The organism is Aeromonas sp. 84A (genome assembly GCF_051919345.1).
Classification (GTDB): Bacteria; Pseudomonadota; Gammaproteobacteria; order Enterobacterales; family Aeromonadaceae; genus Aeromonas; species Aeromonas veronii.
The window spans coordinates 842,491-857,443 of the sequence record NZ_JBQBEW010000001.1 but is presented as its reverse complement, the minus strand read 5'-3'; the positions used below and the strand labels follow the sequence as shown (position 1 = coordinate 857,443).

14 protein-coding genes are annotated in these 14,953 nt (G+C 60.6%); 10 read left to right on the top strand and 4 right to left on the bottom strand.

Annotated features, from left to right (window positions below):
* Positions 1–330: 330 nt before the first annotated feature.
* Both ydiK and ACTG20_RS04085 read right to left on the bottom strand, forming a co-directional pair.
* Entirely contained in the window at positions 331–1,416 is a 1,086-nt protein-coding gene (gene ydiK, locus ACTG20_RS04090; RefSeq protein ID WP_194495564.1) for an AI-2E family transporter YdiK, read from the bottom strand.
* Positions 1,413–2,801: a phosphatase PAP2 family protein gene (locus tag ACTG20_RS04085; protein WP_194495565.1), complete on the bottom strand. Its 1,389-nt coding sequence runs from the start codon at positions 2,799–2,801 to the stop codon at positions 1,413–1,415. Before ACTG20_RS04085 ends, ydiK begins: the two co-directional genes overlap by 4 nt.
* Positions 2,802–2,986: 185 nt before the next feature.
* Here ACTG20_RS04085 and ACTG20_RS04080 point away from each other — a divergent pair, with 185 nt between their 5' ends.
* The 9 genes from ACTG20_RS04080 (at position 2,987) to ACTG20_RS04040 (ending at position 11,121) form a co-directional block, all read left to right on the top strand.
* On the top strand, positions 2,987–3,367 hold the full coding sequence (locus ACTG20_RS04080; protein ID WP_005340143.1) for a hypothetical protein: 381 nt from the start codon (positions 2,987–2,989) through the stop codon (positions 3,365–3,367).
* Between the two features lie 256 nt (positions 3,368–3,623).
* The gene (gene hslR / locus ACTG20_RS04075; protein ID WP_005340141.1) at positions 3,624–4,022 is read left to right on the top strand and encodes a ribosome-associated heat shock protein Hsp15; all 399 of its coding nucleotides are present in this window, start codon (positions 3,624–3,626) and stop codon (positions 4,020–4,022) included.
* Positions 4,023–4,099: 77 nt separating this feature from the next.
* On the top strand, positions 4,100–4,984 hold the full coding sequence (gene hslO / locus ACTG20_RS04070) for an Hsp33 family molecular chaperone HslO (RefSeq protein WP_005340140.1): 885 nt from the start codon (positions 4,100–4,102) through the stop codon (positions 4,982–4,984).
* 149 nt (positions 4,985–5,133) lie between these two features.
* Complete coding sequence (gene pckA / locus ACTG20_RS04065; RefSeq protein ID WP_005340139.1) at positions 5,134–6,759, top strand: phosphoenolpyruvate carboxykinase (ATP); 1,626 nt, start codon at positions 5,134–5,136, stop codon at positions 6,757–6,759.
* Positions 6,760–6,952: 193 nt separating this feature from the next.
* A complete protein-coding gene (locus tag ACTG20_RS04060; RefSeq protein WP_005340138.1) occupies positions 6,953–7,618 on the top strand; it encodes a GntR family transcriptional regulator in 666 nt (221 codons plus the stop codon).
* A gap of 33 nt (positions 7,619–7,651) precedes the next feature.
* The gene (locus tag ACTG20_RS04055) at positions 7,652–9,454 is read left to right on the top strand and encodes an aminopeptidase P family protein (RefSeq protein ID WP_194495566.1); all 1,803 of its coding nucleotides are present in this window, start codon (positions 7,652–7,654) and stop codon (positions 9,452–9,454) included.
* An 87-nt stretch (positions 9,455–9,541) separates the two neighbouring features.
* Positions 9,542–9,946 (top strand): nitrous oxide-stimulated promoter family protein, encoded by a 405-nt coding sequence (locus ACTG20_RS04050; RefSeq protein ID WP_005356534.1) that lies wholly within the window; start codon positions 9,542–9,544, stop codon positions 9,944–9,946.
* A gap of 112 nt (positions 9,947–10,058) precedes the next feature.
* Complete coding sequence (locus tag ACTG20_RS04045; RefSeq protein ID WP_064339292.1) at positions 10,059–10,556, top strand: GNAT family N-acetyltransferase; 498 nt, start codon at positions 10,059–10,061, stop codon at positions 10,554–10,556.
* A gap of 97 nt (positions 10,557–10,653) precedes the next feature.
* Entirely contained in the window at positions 10,654–11,121 is a 468-nt protein-coding gene (locus ACTG20_RS04040) for a glycine zipper 2TM domain-containing protein (protein ID WP_005340126.1), read from the top strand.
* 83 nt (positions 11,122–11,204) lie between these two features.
* Here the strand turns inward: ACTG20_RS04040 and amt are convergent, their stop codons facing one another.
* Entirely contained in the window at positions 11,205–12,632 is a 1,428-nt protein-coding gene (gene amt, locus ACTG20_RS04035) for an ammonium transporter (protein ID WP_108539536.1), read from the bottom strand.
* 505 nt (positions 12,633–13,137) lie between these two features.
* Here amt and ACTG20_RS04030 point away from each other — a divergent pair.
* Complete coding sequence (locus ACTG20_RS04030; protein WP_194495567.1) at positions 13,138–14,061, top strand: GGDEF domain-containing protein; 924 nt, start codon at positions 13,138–13,140, stop codon at positions 14,059–14,061.
* Positions 14,062–14,151: 90 nt separating this feature from the next.
* On the opposite strand, the gene ACTG20_RS04025 is transcribed toward ACTG20_RS04030, so the two are convergent.
* Entirely contained in the window at positions 14,152–14,775 is a 624-nt protein-coding gene (locus tag ACTG20_RS04025; RefSeq protein ID WP_182963814.1) for an outer membrane beta-barrel protein, read from the bottom strand.
* Positions 14,776–14,953 lie beyond the last annotated feature (178 nt).

Here is a 14,953-nt window from a genome sequence, read left to right as displayed (position 1 = left end):
GATCATTGTGGGAAAGCCCCACGTCGTAATACTTGGCGCAGGCGCTAGTTATGGGGCATTCCCTAGTGGCGACAAGCCCGTAGGTTCGATTAGCCGCAAGGCGTAATCGGACGTTCGCGTAAAGCAATTCCCCCGCTATAACGCCCAATCCTATTTCCCATCTACCAGATGCCGCTGACTCATGGATACAACCGGAACAGCGGCATCTCGATCGTCCGATTACGCTTCGCTAATCGAACCTACATGGGACGGTAATAAAGCAAAGAGCCGCCCTTATGGGCGGCTCTTTGTATCAGCGATGGATGGCTGAATCGTCTTTTTACTGAATCGTTATTGGGCCTTGGGCGCTTCAACCGCGGCGGTCGCCGGTTGCTCATCTTCCTTGATCCAGGCATCCAGCAGGGTGTAGCCCACCGCCAACACCACGGGGCCGATAAAGAGACCGATGATCCCCATGGTCAGCAAGCCACCGATTACCCCCACCAGAATCAGGATCAGCGGCAGGTCGGCGCCCCGCTTGATCAGGAAGGGGCGCAGGAAGTTGTCCATGGTGCCCGCAATCAGTGACCACACCAGCAGGAAGGTACCCCAGGTGGTGTCGCCGCTCCAGTAGAGGTAGCCAATACAGGCCAGCAGCACCGGGAAGGGGCCGATCTGGGCGACGATCAGCAGGAACATCACCACCACCAGCACCATGGCGTAAGGGATACCGGCAATCAGCAGGCCGACACCGGCCACCGAGGATTGCACCAGCGCGGTCACCACCACCCCCATCGCCACGGCACGGATCGCCTGTGAAGCGAGTACGGTGGCATTGTCACCACGCTGACCCGCCAGCCGGTGAGCAAAGCGGCGAATGCCGGTCGCCACCACTTCACCCGAGTGATAGAGCACCCCGCAGATACCGACCGTCAGCAGGAAGTGGACGAACAGCAAGCCAAGATTACCGGCCTGAGAGGCGAGCCAGCGGGCGGTCTGACCAAAGTAGGGGGCCAGCTTGGCAAACAGCACCTGACCACCGCTCGCCAGAATTTGCTGCCAGAAGTCATAGAGCTTGTCGCCCACCAGCGGGATCTGTTGCAGCCAGAGCAACTCCGGCGGCGGTGACTGGCTGATATGGGTACCCAGCTCGATCAGCATGGGCGCCTTCTCCGCCACATTGGCCAGCGTCATAAAGAGCGGGATAACGAACATCAGCAGCAGCACCAGCGTCATAAAGAGGGCCGCCAAGGTGCGCTTGCCCCACAACACCCGCTGCACCATCAGCATCAGCGGCCAGGTGGCGATGGTGATCATGGTGGCCCACACCAGCGCGGGCAGGAAGGGCTGCAGCACCAGGAAACAGGAGATAATCAGGATGCTGAGAAACAGCACCCCCAGGGTTATCTTGGCCAAATCCACTTTTTTCATGTTCATAGGGTTTCCCTGTCAGGGCATCCGCCCCTGGGTCGAGAGTCTTGTTTCAAGAGAGATAGTATCCACCAGAGGCCAGCGCTCAACCAGAGCCCCAGCCCGAAAAAGAGCGCAAACTGACCAAGCAGGATAGTGAGCGAACTACTGGTCAACAGCGGCAATGCCCACGCGCCCGCTACCATCAGCAGCATGCCCGCCAGCACCACGGCGCCGGTCAGCCACGGGCAATAACCGTCACGCACCAGCGTAACCCTTCCCCCGAGCCAGAGGCCCAGTGCCGCCAGCCCGATCCCGGCCAGATGAGCCGACTGGCTCAGGCCAGCGCAAACCAGTGCGGCGGCGATCAGCAATCCCCAGGCGGATGAACGCTGATCCAGCCGCCAGCAGGGGCGAACCGCCAGCAGCAAGGCACCGATCAGCAGGCCAACCGCCACATCGGAGATAAAGTGCACCCCGAGCCAGACCCGCGCCAGACCTGTGGTCAGCGCCAGCAGCAAGGCCAGCGAATAGGCCAGCCCGCGCCGGGCAGGCCAGAGCCAGCCAAGCAGCGCGCCCCAGAACAGCAGGGCCGAGGCGGTGTGACCGCTCGGCATGCCAAAGCCCTGGGCACTGTGAGTTGCCAGTTCAGGTTGCAGATGGAAGGGGCGCGGCCAGCCGATCCCCTCCTTGCTCGCCTGCACCAGCAGCCCGAGCCAAAGCATGGCGAAGAGCAGCTGGCGCAGCCGTGGCCACCCCAGCAGCGGGAGCAGCAAAGGTATCAGGGCAAGCTGAAAGCCGCCTGAACCAAACAGATTGCTGACCGACAGCCACCAGACATCGGGCCCCAGCCACTGTTGCAGACGCATCATCAGCGGGATCTCGGCCTGATGCAGCGCATTGCCCTGCGCCACGAAAGCGGCCTGCCAGCGCACCTCGCTCTCGGGCAGCTTGCCAAGCCGGGTTTGCAGCCAGTCGAGCTGCTCCGGGAAGCGGCGCTGCTCGCGGGGCAGCTGGTCGATGGCGATCAGCCGAGCGTTAAGGATCTCCCCGCCCAGATTGGGAGCCTGCAGCAGCGAGACAAAATCGGAATCTTGCTGGGCGACGATGGGTTCCAGAGTGCGGCAGGCAAAGACCTGTGCTTTCTGCCAGCGGCCAAGATCCGCGACGATTTCCCCGCGCAGACCGGTCTCTTCATACAGCTCGCGCAGCGCCGCCTGTTCGGGGCGCTCGTCGCCATCTATGTAGCCGCCGCTCAGGCTGTAGCGGGAGGAGATGCGATCCTGCACCAGCAGCAGTTGATCCTGATGGCGGATGGCGCAGACTGCCGCCGTCGGTGCCGTCGGTTCGGCGCTCAGGGCTGGCAAAGCGGCAAACAGCGCCAGCAACAGTAAAAAGAGGGTTCTCGACATCAATTTGCTTTCCCTATGCACAATGGCGACAAGCCTCCCAGAAATCAGATAGTTGGGCAATGCTGGCGGCCTGTTCAGCGCTGATCCGGCCATGATGGCCGCACCGGGAAGATTGCGATGAGCGAGGGCACTCCCTACTATTGGCGGCTATCTTCAATGTCATGCAGCAACCGCTGGAGCCCTCCATGAGACAGTTCGGCTTTTTCCTCGGCATCGCCATCGGTGTCATCCTGATCCTGTTCGGCAGCATCGTTATCTTTCAGGCCCTGCCTGCGGCACTGGACGTGCTGGAGATGCCAAGCCGCATCCCGTTCGTGCGCGAGGTCTACACCTGGCTGATGACCAGCGCCAACGGCCTCACCGCCCAGCTGGAGCAGAACTTCCTGGAAGCGTTCCAGACCGTGCTCAAGCTGATCCTGCTCATCACCTTCATGTGGGTCTGCGTCAAGCTGGTCAACATGGGGGTGCTGATTATCCGTGCCGGGGTTGACCTCATCCGCACCGCCATCGCCCACAGCGAAGGCCCCCACGACCAGAAGAAGCCGGATCAGCACGATCACTTCTGACTAAGCAGTGGTCAACGGATGTGAACGCTGCCGCCCCCAACCGGGGCGGCAGCTTTATATGTGCGGTATGGAGGCCCTTCCCAGCCCCCATGAATACCCGATAAAGCACCGGCTTTCCCTTGTGAATCAGCAAACTGCCCATATGTTGCATCACCTTGACATGGTTTGCGCCCCGCGCGGCGGCTGCCCGGTTTCTATCCCGACCCCGTGCTCTGGTATAATCGACCACCTCTTTTCCCCGTTATGGAGCCTGTTCATGCCCAATCATGCAGAAAGTGCCCTCGAGGTTCGTCTCGACAAGTGGCTGTGGGCGGCCCGTTTCTACAAGACCCGCTCCATTGCGCGGGATCAGATCGACGGGGGCAAGGTGCACTACAATGGTCAGCGCAGCAAACCGGGCAAACAGGTGGAAGTGGGGGCACTGATCCGCTTCTGGCAGGGGCAGGATGAACGCGAAGTGCGGGTGCTGGCCTTGAGCGAGCAGCGCAAATCGGCCCCGCTGGCCCAGCAGCTCTATGAAGAGACTGCCGAGAGTCTGAAAAAACGGGCCGAGAACAGCGAGGCACGCCGCTTCAACAGCCAGTTTGCCCCCAGCCCCGAGCGCCGCCCCGACAAGCAGGAGCGACGCCAGTTGCTCAAGGTCAAACAGTACTGACCGACCCCGATTTGATACCGGGCTGGCCTCAACCCCAGCCCGCCCGATTTACCTCACCGAAAAGCCAGGAATACATGATGAGCAACCAAGATCTGCTGTATCGCTATCTGTTTGAAGAGTACGAAGTGCGTGGCGAGCTGGTCCAGCTGGATCACACCTACCGCCACGTGGTGGAAGCCCAGAACTACCCGGTGCAGGTGCAAAAACTGCTGGGCGAGCTGCTGGTCGCCACCAGCCTGCTGACCGCCACCCTCAAGTTTGAAGGCTCCATCACTGTGCAGTTGCAGGGCGATGGCCCGGTGCGTCTGGCGGTGATCAACGGTGACAACAACCAGCAGCTGCGCGGCGTGGCCCGCTATGAAGGGGAGCTGCCGAGCGATGGCAAGCTGCAGAGCCTGATCGGCAATGGCCAGCTGATCATCACCATCACCCCGGAGCAGGGCGAGCGCTATCAGGGCATCATCGCGCTGGACGCCGATACTCTGGCGGGCTGCCTGGAGCACTACTTCGCCCGCTCCGAACAGCTGGCCACCAAGCTGTGGATCCGCACCGGCTATCACGAAGGTGCGCCGCGCGCTGCCGGCATCATGCTGCAAGAGCTGCCCGCCCAGAGCGAGGATCACAGCAACGATTTCGATCACCTGACCCAGCTCACCAGCACCATCAAGGATGAAGAGCTGTTCGGCCTGCAGGCAGAAGAGATCCTCTACCGTCTCTACCATCAGGACAAGGTGCGGGTATTCGATCCGCAGGCGGTCGAGTTCCGCTGCACCTGCTCCCGCGAGCGCTGCGAAGGGGCCCTGTTGCAGATAGAAAAGGAAGAGGTCATGGAGATGGTGCAGGAGCTCGGCAAGATCGACATGCACTGTGATTATTGCGGCGCCCAGTACCAATTTAATGGGATCGATGTCGAAACCCTGTTCAGCAGGGCTCCCGGCAATGATGCAAACCAGTTACACTAATTAAAGGCGGGCAAAACCCGCCTTTAACTTTAATAACAAAAAAATACCCTATTTTATAAAGTTTGATGGCGATCGCTAAACTCTACCACCTAAGTGATAGGATGACCGTCAGATAGAACCCTACCAACCTCTGAACCCAGGAGAATACAATGACAATCGTGGCAGAACCCACCCTGGCCCAACAATTAGGACTGGACCAGTACGGCATCAAAAACAGCCAAGAAATCGTTCGCAACCCCTCTTACGAGCAGCTTTTCGCGGAAGAGACACGCCCTGACCTGGAAGGGTTCGAGCGCGGTGTGGTGACCGAGCTGGGCGCCGTCAACGTAAACACCGGTATCTTCACCGGTCGCTCCCCGAAAGATAAATATATCGTCAAAGATGCCACTACCCAGGATACTGTGTGGTGGTCTGACCAGGGTAAAAACGATAACAAAGCCATTACCCCTGAAGTGTGGTCACATCTGAAAGGGCTGGTCACCAAACAGCTCTCCGGCAAGCGCCTGTTTGTGGTCGACGGTTTCTGCGGTGCCAACCCGGATACCCGCCTGGCCGTGCGCATCATCACCGAGGTGGCCTGGCAGGCACACTTCGTGAAAAACATGTTCATCCGTCCGAGCGATGAAGAGCTGAAAACCTTCAAGCCTGACTTCGTGGTGATGAACGGTGCCAAGTGCACCAACCCGAACTGGAAGGAGCAGGGTCTCAACTCCGAGAACTTCGTTGCCTTCAACATGACCGAGAAAATGCAGCTCATCGGTGGCACCTGGTACGGTGGCGAGATGAAGAAGGGCATGTTCTCCATGATGAACTACTTCCTGCCCCTGCGCGGCATTGCCTCCATGCACTGCTCAGCCAACGTGGGTCAGGACGGCGACGTCGCCATCTTCTTCGGCCTCTCCGGCACCGGCAAGACCACCCTCTCCACCGATCCCAAGCGTCAGCTGATCGGCGATGACGAGCACGGCTGGGATGACCACGGCGTGTTCAACTTTGAAGGGGGCTGCTACGCCAAGACCATCAAGCTCTCCGAAGAGGCTGAGCCGGACATCTACCACGCCATCCGTCGCGATGCGCTGCTGGAGAACGTCACCGTTGCTGCCGATGGCACCATCGACTTCGATGATGGCTCCAAGACCGAGAACACCCGCGTCTCCTACCCCATCTATCACATCGACAACATCGTCAAGCCGGTCTCCAAGGCAGGTCACGCCACCAAGGTGATCTTCCTGACTGCCGACGCCTTCGGCGTGCTGCCTCCGGTCTCCAAACTGACCAAGGAACAGACCAAGTACCACTTCCTGTCTGGCTTCACCGCCAAACTGGCCGGTACCGAGCGCGGCATCACAGAGCCGACTCCGACCTTCTCTTCCTGCTTCGGCGCAGCCTTCCTCTCCCTGCACCCGACCAAGTACGGTCAGGAGCTGGTGAAACGGATGGAAGCGGCAGGTGCAGAGGCCTATCTGGTCAACACCGGCTGGAACGGCACCGGCAAGCGCATCTCCATCAAGGATACCCGCGCCATCATCGACGCCATCCTGGATGGCTCCATCGAGAAGGCCGAGACCAAGGTGCTGCCGATCTTCAATCTGGAGATCCCGACCGCGCTGCACGATGTGAACCCGGCGATCCTCGACCCGCGCGACACTTACGCCGACAAGGCCGAGTGGGATGCCAAGGCCGTCGATCTGGCAGGCCGTTTCATCAAGAACTTCGAGCGCTTCACCGATAACGATGAAGGCAAACGTCTGGTTGCGGCAGGCCCGCAGCTGTAACAGGCTCGCTTCGTATCAGTGACATCATGCCGGTCAGCCACGCTGACCGGCGTTTTTGTTTTTGTGGAGCCCCGAACGCCGCCATCGCTCCCGTTAAAGGGGCCAAAACCTTGCCTTTGCCTGTTGTGACAGGTTAGATTCAGCCAAACTTTATACAATATACAATTCTGTAACGCCCAATCGTGACCCGACCATGACCCCACCCTACAAGACCCGAACCCAGATGGTGATGGAAAACCTCCGTGGCCGGATCCTCCGTGGGGAGTTCCCCGCTGGCGCCCCCTTGCGTCAGGATGCCATTGCCAAAGAGCTGGCCGTGAGCCGCATCCCGGTGCGCGAAGCCCTGATGCAGCTGGAAGCGCAGGGGCTGGTGAAGTTCGAAGCCCATCGCGGCGCCGTGGTCACCATGCTGGACGCCTCGGCCATTGAAGAGCTCTTTTATTTGCGAGCGCTGCTGGAAGCCGATACCCTGTTTCACGCCGTCGACAAGATGACGGAAGCCACCTTCGCGCAAGCGGAGGCGATCCTCGCCCAGTTTGATCACGCCCTGGAGTCAGGCACCCAGATCGAACATTGGGCCGAGTTGAACCACAGCTTTCACGCCACCCTCTATCAGGCAGCCGGTCGCCCCCAGGCACTTGAACTGATCGCCCAGATCAATCTGAGCTGTGACCGCTATGTCCGCTTCGAGCTGCTGTTTGCCAGCGACGGGGTGGACAAGGCGGAGCGTGAACACGCCCAATTGCTGGAATTGTGCCGCGCCCGGCGCAAGCACGAGGCGGTGGTGCTGCTCAGGCAGCATATCGAAGCGGCAGGTCAGTCGATCAAGCGGATCCTGGCCAGCGGCCATAAAAACTGAACACTCATATAGCAACCATCTGGCACTAACGACATGAATAATTTCGAGATAATTGAAACCCGCGTCGCCCAAGTCAGGGCCGAGCTGGCCATGCAGGAGTTGGACGCCTTTATCGTCCCCCACGATGATGAGCACCTCGGCGAGTACATCCCCGCCTATGCCGAGCGGCTTGACTGGATCACCGGTTTCAACGGCTCTGCCGGCGTCGCCATCATCATGGCCCAGCGGGCAGCCCTCTTTGTCGATGGTCGCTATACGGTGCAGGCGCGGATGCAAACCCCCGCCGAACTGTTCGAATTCCTCCACCTCATTGAAAATCCTCATGTGCAATGGCTGGCCGAGCAGCTGCCGTCAGGCTCCCGGGTTGGCTTCGATGCCCGCCTGCACAGCCTGACCTGGTACAAGAATGCCAAAGCCGTGCTGGCCGACCGCGGTATCGAGCTGATCCGCGTCGAGCAGAACCCCATCGACCTGAACTGGAGCGATCGCCCGGAGCCGACCAAGAGCCCGGTCATCCTCTACAGCGAGGAGCTGGCAGGCCAGTCCAGCCAGTCCAAACGTGAACAGCTGGCGGCCGACCTGCGCAAGCGCGGGCTGGATGCGGTGCTGCTGACCCAGGCCGAGCCCATCAACTGGCTGCTCAACCTGCGCGGCCGCGATATCGACCGGCTGCCGGTGGTGCTGGGCTTTGCGGTGCTCTACGCCAACACCAGCATGGATTTCTTCGTCGATACCGACAAAATTGACTGCTTCGCCTTCACCCAACACGTGGGGCAGGATGTCTCCGTCTACCCCATCGACAAGCTGGGCGACGTGTTGCAGCGCATCGGTGAAGATCAGCAGAAGGTGCTGGCCGATCCGGACAGCGCCAACGCCTGGACCCAGCTCGTCATGGAAGAGGCGGGTGCCATTCTGGTGGCTGGCCAAGACCCCACCATGCTGCCGAAAGCGTGCAAAAACGAGATCGAGCTGACCGGTATGCGTGCCGCTCACCTGCGCGATGGCGTGGCCATGACCCGCTTCCTCGCCTGGCTGGATCGGCTGGTCGCCTCCGGCGAGTTCGAAGGGGTGGATGAAGGCACCCTGGCCGATCAGGTGGAAGCGTTCCGCCGCGAGCAGGAGCACTACGTCGAGCCGAGCTTCGATACCATCTCCGCGCTCGGCCCCAACGCCGCCATGTGCCACTACCACCACACCAACGGCACCCCGCGTGCGTTTGGTCAGGACAGCCTTTATCTGCTGGACTCCGGCGCCCAGTATATGGATGGCACCACCGACATCACCCGCACCATCAAGGTGGGTGAGGTGAGCGACGAGCAGAAAGCGATGTTTACCCGGGTACTGCAGGGCCATATCGCGCTGGATCAGGCCCGCTTCCCCCGTGGCACCGCCGGTATCCAGCTCGACGTGCTGGCCCGCATGCCGCTGTGGCAAGCCGGTTACAACTATGACCACGGCACCGGCCACGGCGTCGGCCACTTCCTGAGCGTCCACGAAGGGCCCCAGCGCATCGCGCCGAAAGGGAGCATGGTCGCCCTGCAACCGGGCATGGTGCTCTCCAACGAGCCGGGCTACTACCGTGAAGATGGCTTTGGCATCCGTTGCGAAAACCTGGTAGTCGTGACCGATCTGGAACAGGTTGGCGAGCTGCCGATGCTGGGCTTCGAGCGTCTGACCTACGTGCCGTTCGATACCCGCCTGATCGACCGCAGCCTGCTGAGCCCGGCCGAATTCCGCTGGATCAACGAATACCATGTCGAGGTGTTCCGCCGCCTGAGCCCGCTGCTCGAGGGCGAAGATCTCGCCTGGCTGGAGCAGGCAACCAGCCTCATCTGATGACACAGGGCCTGCGGGCCCTGTTTTTTATCCCCCCTTTTGACCTGTATCAACACCCAAAGCGAGCAGGTCAGGAGAATGGCGGCCATGAAAAGTCATCATGCCAGCCCAGCCCGGGGCTCACACGCCGCAGCCAGCAAAAAGGCGAGTGACCATCCCAGACTCATGCGCGAGCAGCAGACGGTCAGCGCCATGATCCGCCTCTACTGCCAGCACCATCATCAGGATCCCCATTGCCGCCACTGTCGCCAGTTGCGGGATTTCGCCCATCAGCGCCTTCGTCGCTGCCGTTATGGCCACGGCCACAAACCCACCTGCGCCAACTGCAATATCCACTGCTACGCACCGGCGATGCGCAAACAGATCCAGCAGGTGATGAAGTGGAGCGGCCCGCGCATGTTGCTGCGCCACCCCTGGCTCACCCTCCGCCATCTGCTCGACGGCTTGCGCAAGGCTCCCAAACTGCCCCAGAGCCGCCCCCTGCCGCCATAACCGCCAATCCCTTGCATCCGGCAGGGGATGACCACTACCCTATGACTCCTTTTCTGCCGTTGACCCCAAGGTCAGCGGCGTTGCCGATCCGTTTGCTGCCAATGGAGTCCTGATGCACCACAACCCGCCCCTGCTACGCACCGCTACCCACCATGACATGCACGCCATCTGGCAGATCGATGCCAAGGTGTTTGGCGAAGATGTCTATCCCGCCTTCTTCTTCCGTCAGGCGATGGATTTGTGGCCCGAGTTGTTGCTGGTGGCCGAATACGAGGGGCAGCTGGTGGGTTATGTGCTGGGGGGATTCGGTCAGGAGCGGTCGCAAGGCTGGGTGCTCTCGCTGGCGGTGCTGCCCGAGGCGCGCGGTTTCGGTCTGGCCGAGCGAATGATGCGCCAGATGGAGGCCAACCAGCAGGCGCTGCAAATCAGCGAACTGCGGCTCACGGTCGATCCGGCCAATCCGGCCCAGCGCCTCTACTACCGGCTCGGTTACACATTGCAGGCGGAAGTAGCCGACTATTTCGGCCCCGGAGAAGACCGTCTGCTGCTGGTTAAAACCCTCTCCGGTACAGCTGCGATTCAAGGACAAAACCGGTTACAGAACGCATAATTGGTTACATTTTGCCGATTTCATGTGTGACGGGGTTGGAGTAAAGTTCACTCATCAACCGGATTGTTCAAATTACGTGCAGCCCAGGAGGCCCACCATGTTGAAGCGTATGACCCTTATTGCCCTGCTGGCAGCAACCACCATCACCGGATGCGCCAACAGTGACGTTTACTCTGGCGATGTTTACACCAAAGACCGCGCCAAACAGGTGCAGACCGTCAGCTACGGCACCATCATCTCCACCCGCCCGGTGAAGATCCAGGCCGATGAGAACTCCCTGATTGGCACCATTGGCGGCGCCGTGGTCGGTGGCCTGCTGGGCAGCACAGTCGGTGGCGGCACCGGACGTGACATCGCAGCCGCAGGCGGCGCCATCGCCGGTGCAGCGGCAGGTAACGCCATCGGCAACAAGATGAATCAGGTCGACGGCGTCGAGCTGGAGATCAAGAAAGAGAACGGCGAAGCCATCGTGGTCGTGCAGAAAGCCAGCCCCACCTTCACCCCGGGCGCCCGTGTGCGCATGACCCAGGGCAATGGCAGCATCAACGTGGCCGTCGTGAACTAAGCGTGTGAACTCAGGCTTTGCAGCTTTAGAGTCATAAAAAAAACCGCCGATCCTGGCGGTTTTTTGTTGTCTGGCATTCGGGATTACATGCTGTAAGCCTTCTCGCCGTGGGAGGTGACATCTAGCCCTTCCCGCTCGGCATCGCCGTTCACCCGCAGACCCACCAGCATATCGACCGCCTTGAAGGCAATCGCCGCCACTGCACCGGACCAGAGCAGGGTGACACCGACCCCGATGGCCTGGATCTTCACCTGAGTCAGGATGGAGTAGCCCTCGGCAACCTGATTGGTGACATAGTCCCACACCCCGGTGCCGCCCAGATCCGGGCTGGCAAAGACGCCGGTCAGCAGGGCGCCGAGAATGCCGCATACCCCGTGCACACCAAACACGTCCAGACTGTCATCGGCCCCCAACATGCGCTTGAGACCGTGGACCCCCCACAGACCCGCCACGCCACTGATAAGGCCCATCACCAGACCACCGCCCACACCGACGAAACCGGCTGCCGGGGTGATCACCACCAGACCGGACACCGCACCGGATGCCGCACCCAGCAGGGAGGGACGTCCCTTCATCACCCACTCGGCCAGCGTCCATGAGAGAGCTGCTGCAGCCGGCGCCACCCAGGTGTTGATAAAGGCGAGTGCGGCGATACCATTGGCTTCCAGCGCGGAGCCCGCGTTGAAACCGAACCAGCCGAACCAGAGCAGGGAGGCACCGATCATGGTCATGGTCAGGCTGTGGGGGGTCATGGGATCACGACCGTAGCCCAGACGCTTGCCCACCAGATAGGCACCCACCAGACCCGCCACGGCGGCGTTGATGTGCACCACTGTGCCGCCCGCAAAGTCCAGCGCACCATGCTGGAACAGATAACCGGCAGTGGCGGTCGCGGTTGCTGCGGCTTCGGCGCTGGTATAGGCATCCGGACCCGCCCAATACCACACCATATGAGCCAGCGGGATATAGGCGAAGGTGAACCAGATCACCGAGAAGAGCAGCACGGCAGCAAACTTGATGCGCTCGGCGAACGCCCCCACGATAAGGCCGCAGGTGATGGCGGCAAAGGCCCCCTGGAACACCACATAGATCAGCTCGCTGATCCCGACCCCCTTGCTGAAGGTGGCGGCGATGGAGTCAGGGGTCACCCCCTTGAGCAGCACCTTGCTGAAGGAGCCGTAGAAATTGCCCCCCTCGGTAAAGGCCAGCGAATAGCCGTAGATCACCCAGAGCACGCAGATAAGGCAGAACAGGGTAAAGACCTGCATCAGCACGCTCAGCATGTTTTTGGCCCGCACCAGACCACCGTAGAAGAGGGCGAGACCGGGGATCGACATCAGGATCACCAGCGCCGCCGAAAGCAGCATCCAGGTGTTGTCACCCTTGTTGATTGTCACGGCGGCAACCGGCGCCACCGCAGCCTGTACCTGAGCGACCTCTTCGGCCCAACTTGGGGTAACCAGCAAGGCAGGCAACATCGTCAGACCTGCCATCATCCATTTTTTGACCATAGAGCACTCTCCTTCCCTGTCGTACCGGTACAAGACCGGCTCCGTTTCCCTGATTGAATCTGTGGCGAATCGCAAGGTGTTGCTGCAACCCGCCAGAATCACACCCGCGCCCTGCACGGGGATGCCTCTTGCCACTTCCTCATCACTGCGTCTGCCGCCGATGACCGCAAGAGACCGTCTGACATGTAAAAAGCATAAAGCGGGCCATAAATTTAAATCCTTTTAAATCATGGCATTAATAAGATCGTGCATCATCAACGCACCAATTTGGCGCATGAGCTGCGCTAACCTGCCCAGGGTCGCCCTGTCACAGGGCAGGCGATACTTCACGCACCAGAAGTGCGCAAACCCTGAGCCAGCCCACAAGCTGACGTCATCGATATCGCGCGCTGCGGGTCCGCTCGTTTACACTGACAGACCAGCCGTTTCCTGTTATCCGACCACGGCATGCCATTACACAGCCCCTTGTTTGCAACCTGATGGCAGGCCCAATCCGAGGAACACCATGCAGTTAGATCGTCTCGACATCAGCCTCTCCCACTACCGTCATCTCGACCGGGAGCATCGCGCCCACATCGCGCTGCTGGGGATAGTGATGCTGGCCATCATGGCCCTTCATCTGTTGCTGCTGCCCCACTTCCCCTACGAGCGCTTTTACGCCGTCAGTTTTGGCTTCGAGGTGATCAACTGGCTCACCATGCTGTTCCTGTTCTGGGTGGTGCAGTGCGCCCACCTGCCCACCCACACCTACCGCATGCTCTCCTGCGGTCTGATGTTGTGGATCATGGGGGCCACCGCCGACATCATGGATGAACTGGTGGCACAGCCACTCTGGCTCGCCATCTATGCCGAGGATCTGCTGCGCTCCAGTGGCATCCTGCTCAGCAGCATCGGCATCCTGAGCACCATGCACCATCTCTTTCACATCAATACCCAGCTCAGACAGCAGGCGCTGTTTGACGATCTGACTAGGCTGCCAAACCGACGCTACTTTCATCAGCAGCTGTTTCTGGAACAGGGGATTTGCCACGCTCTCATCCTGCTGGATCTCGATCACTTCAAGGTGATCAATGACAACTACGGCCACGATATCGGGGATCGGGTGTTGCAGCAGTTTGGCGAGCTGTTGCAACAGCACTGCCCGCCCGGTGCGCTGGCGGCCCGTGTCGGGGGTGAAGAGTTTGCCCTGCTGCTGCCCATCGCCCACGAAGCCGAGCTGCAGCAACTGGCCAACACCCTGCTCACTGCGACCCGCACCATAGCCCCCGACCCGACCCATACCATGACGGTCAGTCTGGGAGTGGGGGTCCGCGAGCCCAAGGAACCGGCCGTCTCGCTGTTCAAACGGGTGGATCAGGCGCTTTATGGCGCCAAGGAGGCGGGCAGAAACTGCGCTGTATGGGCGACGCCGACTAACAAGGAGGCGTGAAGAGCTACCGATTGATTGCCGATCACGGCGGAAGATTGCTGCTGAGACAGGGGCCCAATGGCCCCTGTTTTATGGGGAAAATCCCCTCGCCTAAAAGCGGAAGGTAAGACCGATATTGGCCTGCCACTGGGTTACCAGCTCCCCGCGCACCTTGAACACGCACTGCTCCGGGTTGCAGAGAAACTGGTTGTTGTCGTTGACCAGCGAGCCATAACCGCGTACCTCGGCCCGCAGCGCCAGATGCTCGGCGAGGCGCGGTTGCACCCCGAGCGCCAGCGACATGGAAGGTGCCACCTCACTGTCGTAGGCGGCAAAACGGGTCACCCCGATCCCGGCGCCGATATAGGGCGCCATCAGGTTGTCAGAGAGGGTCAAGGCACCGGAAAAGTGCAGGGTATCGACCGTCAGGCGATCCGGCAGGTCGGGAGAGAGAGTGGTGGACTGATGGCTGTAGAGCAGTTCAATCATGCCGGGATCATCCACCTCCTTGCTGATAAAGAAGCCCCAGCTGCCGGAGCCCTGCCCCTGCAGTGAATCAAACGATGCAGAAACCGGCACCGGCTGCACCACCTCGTCACTCTTCTCGAAGTCGATGGACGAGCTGTAACCGAAAAACGGCGTCACCTGCCAACCGGATGTGGTCGCGCCCTCGGCACTCCAGACCGGCCCCAGTGGCAGCAACAACCCCATCATCGCTATCCCGACTCTCTTCATCATCCCCTGCTCCCTGTGTGATTGTGCAGAAAGCATACCAGAGGCGTCCTAGGCCCATCCTAAACGGCGGCTGTACCGGATCACTTTCATCGCGGGATTTCCCTCTCGCCGGAACCCCTGCCGAGCCGCCCCACTGGCGCCGCTATGCGCCCCTGCCACCATTCATCGACGGTTAACC

What these genes read in the sequence shown, in the direction of transcription:
- ydiK (WP_194495564.1), bottom strand. Translation starts at nt 1,416, where the DNA reads ATGAACATGAAAAAAGTGGATTTGGCCAAGATAACCCTGGGGGTGCTG.
- pckA (WP_005340139.1), top strand. Translation starts at nt 5,134, where the DNA reads ATGACAATCGTGGCAGAACCCACCCTGGCCCAACAATTAGGACTGGAC.
- ACTG20_RS04085 (WP_194495565.1), bottom strand. Translation starts at nt 2,801, where the DNA reads ATGTCGAGAACCCTCTTTTTACTGTTGCTGGCGCTGTTTGCCGCTTTG.
- ACTG20_RS04025 (WP_182963814.1), bottom strand. Translation starts at nt 14,775, where the DNA reads ATGAAGAGAGTCGGGATAGCGATGATGGGGTTGTTGCTGCCACTGGGG.
- ACTG20_RS04060 (WP_005340138.1), top strand. Translation starts at nt 6,953, where the DNA reads ATGACCCCACCCTACAAGACCCGAACCCAGATGGTGATGGAAAACCTC.
- hslR (WP_005340141.1), top strand. Translation starts at nt 3,624, where the DNA reads ATGCCCAATCATGCAGAAAGTGCCCTCGAGGTTCGTCTCGACAAGTGG.
- hslO (WP_005340140.1), top strand. Translation starts at nt 4,100, where the DNA reads ATGAGCAACCAAGATCTGCTGTATCGCTATCTGTTTGAAGAGTACGAA.
- ACTG20_RS04080 (WP_005340143.1), top strand. Translation starts at nt 2,987, where the DNA reads ATGAGACAGTTCGGCTTTTTCCTCGGCATCGCCATCGGTGTCATCCTG.
- ACTG20_RS04055 (WP_194495566.1), top strand. Translation starts at nt 7,652, where the DNA reads ATGAATAATTTCGAGATAATTGAAACCCGCGTCGCCCAAGTCAGGGCC.
- amt (WP_108539536.1), bottom strand. Translation starts at nt 12,632, where the DNA reads ATGGTCAAAAAATGGATGATGGCAGGTCTGACGATGTTGCCTGCCTTG.
- ACTG20_RS04045 (WP_064339292.1), top strand. Translation starts at nt 10,059, where the DNA reads ATGCACCACAACCCGCCCCTGCTACGCACCGCTACCCACCATGACATG.
- ACTG20_RS04050 (WP_005356534.1), top strand. Translation starts at nt 9,542, where the DNA reads ATGAAAAGTCATCATGCCAGCCCAGCCCGGGGCTCACACGCCGCAGCC.
- ACTG20_RS04040 (WP_005340126.1), top strand. Translation starts at nt 10,654, where the DNA reads ATGTTGAAGCGTATGACCCTTATTGCCCTGCTGGCAGCAACCACCATC.
- ACTG20_RS04030 (WP_194495567.1), top strand. Translation starts at nt 13,138, where the DNA reads ATGCAGTTAGATCGTCTCGACATCAGCCTCTCCCACTACCGTCATCTC.